General features: G+C 49.8%; 8 protein-coding genes. 5 read left to right on the top strand and 3 right to left on the bottom strand.

Translation table 11 applies throughout. From position 1 onward, the window contains the following. The first annotated feature begins 570 nt into the window (after nucleotides 1–570). From Q0620_RS02790 to Q0620_RS02810, 5 genes are all read left to right on the top strand, one after another. Complete coding sequence (locus Q0620_RS02790) at nucleotides 571–816, top strand: DUF2018 family protein (RefSeq protein ID WP_297995841.1); 246 nt, start codon at nucleotides 571–573, stop codon at nucleotides 814–816. Then, a complete protein-coding gene (locus tag Q0620_RS02795) occupies nucleotides 816–1,808 on the top strand; it encodes a polyprenyl synthetase family protein (RefSeq protein WP_298783116.1) in 993 nt (330 codons plus the stop codon). Before Q0620_RS02790 ends, Q0620_RS02795 begins: the two co-directional genes overlap by 1 nt. Next, nucleotides 1,808–3,202, top strand: a complete 1,395-nt coding sequence (gene hemA / locus Q0620_RS02800; RefSeq protein WP_298783117.1) for a glutamyl-tRNA reductase — start codon at nucleotides 1,808–1,810, stop codon at nucleotides 3,200–3,202. Before Q0620_RS02795 ends, hemA begins: the two co-directional genes overlap by 1 nt. Then, nucleotides 3,192–4,901: a proline--tRNA ligase gene (locus Q0620_RS02805; protein WP_298783118.1), complete on the top strand. Its 1,710-nt coding sequence runs from the start codon at nucleotides 3,192–3,194 to the stop codon at nucleotides 4,899–4,901. Before hemA ends, Q0620_RS02805 begins: the two co-directional genes overlap by 11 nt. A gap of 795 nt (nucleotides 4,902–5,696) precedes the next feature. After that, nucleotides 5,697–5,825 (top strand): hypothetical protein, encoded by a 129-nt coding sequence (locus Q0620_RS02810; RefSeq protein WP_298783119.1) that lies wholly within the window; start codon nucleotides 5,697–5,699, stop codon nucleotides 5,823–5,825. 38 nt (nucleotides 5,826–5,863) lie between these two features. Here Q0620_RS02810 and Q0620_RS02815 read toward each other — a convergent pair whose 3' ends face one another. The 3 genes from Q0620_RS02815 to Q0620_RS02825 all read right to left on the bottom strand — a co-directional run bounded on the left by Q0620_RS02815 (nucleotide 5,864) and on the right by Q0620_RS02825 (nucleotide 8,001). Next, a complete protein-coding gene (locus Q0620_RS02815) occupies nucleotides 5,864–6,037 on the bottom strand; it encodes a hypothetical protein (protein ID WP_298783120.1) in 174 nt (57 codons plus the stop codon). Nucleotides 6,038–6,363: 326 nt separating this feature from the next. After that, a complete protein-coding gene (locus Q0620_RS02820) occupies nucleotides 6,364–6,831 on the bottom strand; it encodes a hypothetical protein (RefSeq protein ID WP_298783121.1) in 468 nt (155 codons plus the stop codon). 591 nt (nucleotides 6,832–7,422) lie between these two features. Beyond that, nucleotides 7,423–8,001: an NAD(P)H-dependent oxidoreductase gene (locus tag Q0620_RS02825; RefSeq protein ID WP_298783122.1), complete on the bottom strand. Its 579-nt coding sequence runs from the start codon at nucleotides 7,999–8,001 to the stop codon at nucleotides 7,423–7,425. Nucleotides 8,002–8,039 lie beyond the last annotated feature (38 nt).

An 8,039-nucleotide genomic window follows, 5' to 3' on the forward strand; every position in this document is an offset into this window, starting at 1 on the left:
TAGATGACAGCTCGCAATGTGCAGTTCCGCGGTGCGGCGGAATTTTAAAATTTTAAAAAGCCTGATGCATGTTGCGCGCGCGAGTAGATTTTGCATAAGTAGATTTTATCCGCCGCTCAGAAATCAAGATTTTACCGCACAAGCAAAGCGAAAATCCTCTCCGCCTACGCGAAATTCAAGAATTTTACCGCTTAAACAAAGCGGAATTCTATCCACTCAAGCGAAACCTAAAATTTCACTCGCGCCACAGAATTTTAAAATTTCCGCAAAAATCAAGCCGCTTATCTGCAAATTTAAAATTCCGCCTATCTGCAAAGCTTCGCGTTTAATCTGCCACGCGACCAAGATTAAATTTTTAAATTCCGCTCGCTCTGCCTATCTCGCAAACAAGTAAAATTTTAAAATTTATGAGATTCAAAGCCCAAAATCCCGCGCTTAAGCTTAAAATTTACCGCACGCAAGCGCAAAATCTATGCAATCGTTCCTGTTTAAAAGCCCCGATAGTTTGCCGCGTCCTAACCTAAATTAAATTTTACATTTGCTATAATCGCGAAATTTTAAGGAAGGTAAATGGATATTTTTGAAGGCAGCCCAAGAGAGAAATTTTTTGAAATTTTATCCGCTGCAAGCCCTACTTTGGTGCAAAACGAAATCGAAGAAGCTCTAATCCGCCTAATCGCCTGTGAGCGGCTCTGCGAAGAGCGCGGTATTAGCGAGCGCGAGATCGAAAGCTTCATCGCACAGCAGGATTTACAAGACGAGCTAAACGACAAATTTTTGCAAATGAGCGGAAATATCCTAAGCAATAACGAATAATGCAAGATCAAATCGATTTAATTATGAAAAGCTTCATCGCAGACTGCGGATACGAGCCCGCTAGCGAGATGTTTGACAGGCTAAGCCCAGGCAAAAAACTGCGCTCCAAGCTGCTGTTAAACATCGCGCAAAAAGATGAAAAATCGCTGCGTCTGTGCGCGATCATCGAGCTCATTCAAGCTGCGAGCCTGCTGCACGACGACGTCATCGACGAAAGCTCTGTGCGCCGCGGCAAACCCTCGATCAACGCCACCTACGGCTCCAAAAACGCCGTGATGCTGGGCGACATACTCTATTCCAAGGCGTATTTTGAGCTTAGCAAATTTGAAAGCCGCATCGCCGCTGCGCTTTCGGGCGCCGTCACGAAGCTTGCCGTGGGCGAGCTGATGGACGTGAGCTTAAGCAACGATTTCAACGACGATGCGAGCAAATATCTGCAAATGATCTATCTAAAAACCTCCGCTCTCATAGAGGAAGTCGCGCGCTGCGGGGCGTTTTTAAAATTCGGCGGCGCGGAAAATCGTGGCGAAATTTCAGATATTAACGGCGCAAAAAACGAGGGCGAAATTCCAAGCGCCACGAAAGATCATGATAAAATTTCAAGCGCGAGCGCAAAATTCGGCGAATACGGCAAAAACCTTGGGCTTGCGTTTCAGATCATCGACGATATTTTAGATGTCACGCAAAGCTCAGAAGCGCTCGGTAAGCCGAGCCTGAGCGATTTTGCGGAGGGCAAAACCACCCTACCCTACATTTATTTATACGAAAATTTAAATGATGCGCAGCGGCAAAAGCTAAAATCGTTTTTTAAAAAGCAGCTTTGCCAGAGCGAAATTTCATGGATCAAAGCGAAGCTTAGCGAGCACGACATTATCGAGCGCTGTATAAACGAAGCTCGTGCCTACGGGCAAAAGGCGCTCGAAGCCGTGGCGGAATTTAAAAACGACAAGCTGGAGCAAATCGTGCGAGATATGATAGATAGGGAGTTTTGATGGCGTATATGAGCGTGAGCTTCACCCACAAAAACACGGATATCACGGTTCGCGAGAAACTTTCGTTTTCAAACGATGTGCGCAAGAAAGAAATTTTGCGCCTTTTGGCTTCAAACTCCGCGATAGAGGAGTGTTTGGTGCTTAGCACCTGCAACCGAGTAGAAATTTTTACCGTCGTAAGCGACTTTGATGAAGCGCAAAAGTTCGTGCTTTTGGCACTTTCGCGCGTAAGCGGCGTGAGCTACGACGAGCTAGCCGAGCGCGCCGATATTTACGAGGATTACGGCGCGATACACCACCTTTTCGCCGTCGCAGCCTCTCTTGATAGCCTCGTAGTGGGCGAAACGCAGATCGTAGGCCAGCTCAAAGACGCCTATAAATTCGCGATGCAAAACGCTCGCGCCGGCGCGCAGATCGCAAGAGCGATAGATGAAGCGCTAAAGTGCGCGGCGCGCATCCGCAACCAAACCGAAATTTCAAAAAATCCGATCTCGGTCTCAAGCGTCGCCGTGGCGATGGCAAAAGACAGGCTGGGCTCCTTGCAGGGCGCGGACGCCGTGGTAGTGGGCGCGGGAGAGATGAGCGAGCTAGCGTGCAAACACCTGCTCGCAAGCGGCGCAAATATCACGATCTTAAATCGAAATTTAGCCGGCGCGCGAAGGCTAGCGGATTCTTTGATCAGCGCGGAGTCCGGCGCGATCTTGAGTGGACGCGCAAGTCGCGATGACGCACGCGGCGCAAATTTAAGCGACGGCGCAAATGGTTACGCGGCTCGCATCAAGACCGACGCGCTGGATAATCTGAAAAAATATCTAAACGCAAATAGCCTGTTTTTCAGCGCTACGGGCTCGCAAGAGCCGATCATTACCGATAGCTTGTTAGAACCCAAAAGCTTTAAGCGATATTTTTTCGATATAGCCGTGCCGCGCGACGTGGAGCTTAGTCAGAGTGAGGATATTGAAGTTTACAGCGTCGATGATCTTGAGGAGATCGTAAAGAAAAATTTGCTACTTCGCGAGGAGCAGGCGCAGATCGCTTACTCGATCGTGGCAAAATGCACGAACGAGTTTTTCAAATGGCTCAAGGCGGCGGCATCCACGCCGATCATCAAGGCCTTGCGCCAAAGCGCGAAGCAAGTAGCCGAGCTGGAGCTAGCCAAAGCGCTTAAAAAGGGCTATCTAAAGCATAGCGATGCGGAAGAAGCGCGCAAACTGATCCATCAGGTTTTTAAAGCGTTTCTGCACGCTCCGACGGTAAATTTAAAAAACCTCGGCGAAGCGGACGATGCCGACGGCACGGTAAACGCGCTGGTCGAAATTTTTGAACTGCAAGAAAACTACGAAAAATTTTTAAATCAAGAAAACGAGAAAAAGGACAGACAGAATGAAATTTAGCAAGCTTTTCGCTCCGAGCCTCAAAGAGGCCCCTAGAGACGCGGTACTACCTAGCCACGCGCTTTTGATCCGCGCGGGATTTATCGAGCAGCTGGGCAGCGGGCTTTATAATTTTTTGCCGCTAGGAAAGATAGTGCTGGAGCGGATTTGCGCCGTCATCAGGCAGGAGATGGACGCTGCGGGCGCGCAAGAGGTTTCTTTTAGCGTCGTGACGTCTGCGGATGCGTGGAAAAAAAGCGGTCGCTACGCCAAATACGGCAAGGAGCTGTTGCGCTTCAAAGACCGCAAGGATAACGACTTCGTGCTAAGCCCAACTAACGAGGAAGCGGCGGTTTTGATGGTAGCGGATAAGATCACGAGCTACAAGCAGCTGCCGCTAAATATCTATCAGATCAATACGAAATTCCGCGACGAGGCCCGCCCTCGCTTCGGGCTTCTGCGCGGTCGCGAGTTTACGATGAAGGATGCCTATAGCTTCCACGCGGACGCTGCGGATATGAAGCGCGAGTTTGAGGTGATGAGGCAGGCGTACTCGCGGATTTTTACGCGACTGGGGTTAAATTTCCGTGCGGTCGATGCGGACAGCGGCGCGATCGGCGGCAGCGGTAGTAAGGAGTTTATGGTGCTCGCGGATAACGGCGAGGATGATATCGTCGTGTGCAAGCACTGCGAGTATGCCGCAAACATCGAAGCTGCGCGCCGTGCGCCAAAAACTACGAACGCCGCCGCGCCCGAGACCGACGGCATGATGAAATTTAAAACCCCCGCGATGAAAACGATCGACGCGGTCGCAGAATTTTTCAAAGTAGATAAATTCTACACTATCAAAGCAGTGATCAAAAAAGTGCTATACGAGGATCGCAGCGAGATCGTAGCGTTTTTTATCCGCGGTTGCGACGAGCTGCAAGAGACCAAGGCGCAAAATACCTGCGGCGCGCTAGAGTTAGTCGATGCCAGCGAGGAGGAGATCGCGCGAGCAGGCTTTACGGCGGGCTTTTGCGGACCTTTCGGGCTCGGCGAGGGAGCTAAATTTTACATCGACGCCGAGCTAAAAGGAGCGCGCGAAATGATCGCGGGCGCGAACGAGCCGGATTACCACTACGTGGGCGCTAGCGTGATAAATTTTAACGAATCGCGCTTTGCGGATCTCGCTGCCGTGGGCGAAGGCGATGCGTGTCCGTCCTGCGGCGGCGAGCTTGGTATCACGAAAGGCATCGAGGTGGGCCATATTTTTCAGCTCGGCACGCGCTACTCAGAGCCGATGGGAGCGCGATTTTTGGACGCAAACGGAAAGGCGCAGCCGTTTTTTATGGGCTGCTACGGCATCGGCGCAAGCCGCCTTATCGCCGTGGCGATCGAAAGCAGCCACGACGAGAGAGGCTGCGTATGGCCGCGCGAGCTCGCGCCTTTCGAGCTTGAGATCATCATCTCAAACCACAAAGACGCCGCGGCAGTAGAATTTGCCGAGAAACTATACGAGCAGTGCCGTGCGCGCGGAGTGCGCGTGCTGCTAGACGATCGCGCGGAGCGCTTCGGCGTGAAGATGAACGACTTCGAACTGATGGGCTTTCCGTATGCAGTGCTCGTGGGAAAAGCCCTAGCGGAGGGAAGCGTCGAGTTCATCACCCGCGCAGGTCTAAAACGCGAAAGCGTAAGCGCGGATGAAATTTTAAAACTTATCGAGAAAAAATTAGCCTAGAAAAATTAGTAAGCGCATGAAATTTAGCCCTAAATTTGGGCTAAATTTTGCCACCATATTTTGAAATTTGCGAGCCGCTTTTGCTACACTGCGCAGCATGAAATTTTATAAATTTACCGCGCTAGCCGCAACGAAAACAAATTTTGAACTCGTACGAAGCATAAATTTTATAAATTTACTATTTTGCCGCGCAGAGATACCGCCGAGGCACTATGATAAAATTTACGCTTAAGCCGCACCGCCATTTCACTGCGGCTAAATTTAAAGCATGAGTTTGCGCGCGGTACCGCACCGCCCTCTCAGCCGCACGTAAATAAAATTTCCGCCTTTGACCGCGCAAGCAAAAAAGCAAAGGGCGCGTTTCCGCCGCTCTCGCAAAATGCCAAAACAAAATTCCGTGATAAAATCCCGATCTCTGCCCGCCCTTTTACTAAAACGATTTTTAAAAAGCCAAATTTAAGCAGCGTTTTCGCTCCTTTGATTTCGCTCTTTAAATTTAAGATTTAAATTTCGCGGCGCAGCGGACGCGTAAATTTAATCGGCGCGCAAAAGCCGATCCGAAATTTTACCCGGTCAAAATCTTGCTTAAAATTTATTCGGCGACGGCGATTTAAATTTTATTCGTAGGCTTGTCGTAGTAGCCCCATTTGGCGCGGTATTTTCTCCTCGCTATCCGAGTCAAAACGATCTGAATGATCAAAAGCGCAAGCGCACCGCCGCCCCATTTCAAATATGTGATTCTATAGGAATCGGATATGGTATCGTAATAAAACCTGGTTGCAAAGGCATAATCATTTGCCCGTCCTTAAGGGCGATCTGCCGTGCAAGGTCGGTATCGCCCCCGATCCTTTGGTACCAAATTTTTACCTCTTTGTCGTATATCGCGGTCCTGCATCCGTCTATCTCGGTGCTATAAACATCTAAATAAAAACGCCTCTGTTTAAGCGCGCCATCCACTAAATTTAACTTATAATAACTGGCCCTCTGCTCTTATTCGTTTGCACATATATGACGCGCCCCTCTATGGTCTGCAAATCCTCGGGGCTAGACGGCAGCACGGCCGTGTAGGACGTATACGGCGCCGCACCCGCGCCAAGGATAAAAAACAGCAGCACATAGCTTAAAAGCGCATTCATCTGATTAAAGCTAGCGATCTTTTTTTCATCTTATTTTGTATAAAAAAGCATCAAATCTCTTTTGTTTAAATTTTATTTCGGCGTTTTATCCTGGCGCGCCGTAGCGGCAGAAAAGCAGAGCTGCGTCGCTATAAGCTATCGCGATCTTTAAATCCGTATTTCTGCAGTTAATACGGCTCGGTTTTTCCGTCGCTGTGCGCGATACAAGACGCCGCTTCTGCCGAAATTCGTCTTGGATTTTCATTCATTTTCATTCGACGAAGAGTAAATTTAAAAGCTAAATTTAAAAAGCGCGCAAAAGAAAATATTTCTCTTTTTAAATTCCGCTAAAATTTTATCCAAAACGCGGTAAGCTCGTATCCGCGGGGCTCACCCAACCCGCTCAAGCTTTCAAACGCAAGCGTAACGCCGCTGTTTAAGTTTAACTCCAAACCCTCATCCGTTGCGCGCTCGCGATACTCGATCCGCTCACGATTTAAAGCGCCTTTCACCGCCGCAAGGTCGATGGGAGCAGGACAGCCCGATAATATCCAAGGCTCTATTTCGATTTGCTGCGCCCTGCTACCGCCGAAATTTAGAGGCTCGCTTCTGAAATGATCCGAAAAAATCATAAAAATTTCGTCCTGAAAAAAGTGAAACTCGAAGGCGCCGTATCTTAAAATTTCAGCCCCCGCGCTCTTAAAGCTCGCGTCTGCGGGGCCAAACATCGAGGCGATCTGCGCGCAACTCAAGCCGCTTCTTACGCCTGCAAACTCGCCCGAGCGAAGAAATTTTAGCATATCGATTTTTAGCATCTCTTCCCCTGTAAACACACATCGCGCCTCTTAAAGCCACTAGCAGCACTGAACGGCACGCTAATAGTTACACGAGCCAGCCATCGCGCTCATCCATGCTTAGGCACTCGCTGACATGGCACTAACGAGCAACGGCAAGCCAGACGCGTACATCACATAAAAGTGCGCCGCGTAAAATTTTATCTCGCACCGAGCCAAAATACAGCGCATTTGCAAAATTAAAAACGATCGCAAAATGCCACGTTGTTTCGCAAGTTTTATTTCGCACAGATTTAAAAGCTGCGACAGCCGTATGAAATTTTATATAGTGACTGCATAAATCGCGCGCCGCAAGACTTGAAATTTCACGCCGCAACGCCGCAAATTTCACACTTCCCACACATCACGCAGTGTCAGTCAGCCAAGCAAAGCTCGAATCTCGTTTGCGAAAACCTCGCGCGTCGCAAGCCTCACTCAAACAAGTACTGCTTGGCATTATTTTAAAATTTCACAAACGACGTAATATCCGAACTTAAGAAGCGTTTTATAAATCCGTTTTAGCTCGTCTGGTGCTGTATTGCGAATAGATAAACTCGTTTGAGTCCGTTAAGACTAGCCGAAAACCCTTTTTAGATGCGCTTCGTAATCTCTCATAAAACGCTCCACATCAGGATTTTTAACGACGTCGTTGCACATAAAAGTAGGCAGCCTTTTCGTGCCTAAAAACTCGTTGGCTTTATGAAAATGCAGATAAACGCCGTCCACGCCGACGCCTTCGAAGAAATCGCTGGGGCGGGTAAAGGCTTCGATGGGGGCGTTCCAGGTGAGCGAGAGCATGTGGCGCTTGCCGTGCAGCAGGCCGCCGGTGCCGTAGCCTTCGGTGGGGGTGGCGCGGTGGCGGCCGTCGTTAGCCACCAGAATGTTGGCGCCGGCGGTGAATACGAGATCGACGTATTCTTTCACTTTCCACGGCAGCCCCATCCACCAGCCGGGCATCTGCCAGATAACGGCGTCCATCCACAGGAATTTTTCCACTTCGGCGGCGGCGTCGTAGCCGTCGTCAATGACGGTTTCCTGGATGGAGTGGCCGAGCGCGGTGAGGACGCCGCGCGCGTGGGCGTGCAGGGTGTGGTTGAGGCGGCCTGCAGATGCGCCAAAGGCTTTGCCGCCGTTAATGAGGAGGATGTTCATGTTTTACTCCGGTTGGGGTGAGACGGGGATTATAGCCA

Origin of the sequence: uncultured Campylobacter sp., assembly GCF_938017615.1 — a bacterium.
Taxonomy (GTDB): Bacteria; Campylobacterota; Campylobacteria; order Campylobacterales; family Campylobacteraceae; genus Campylobacter_B.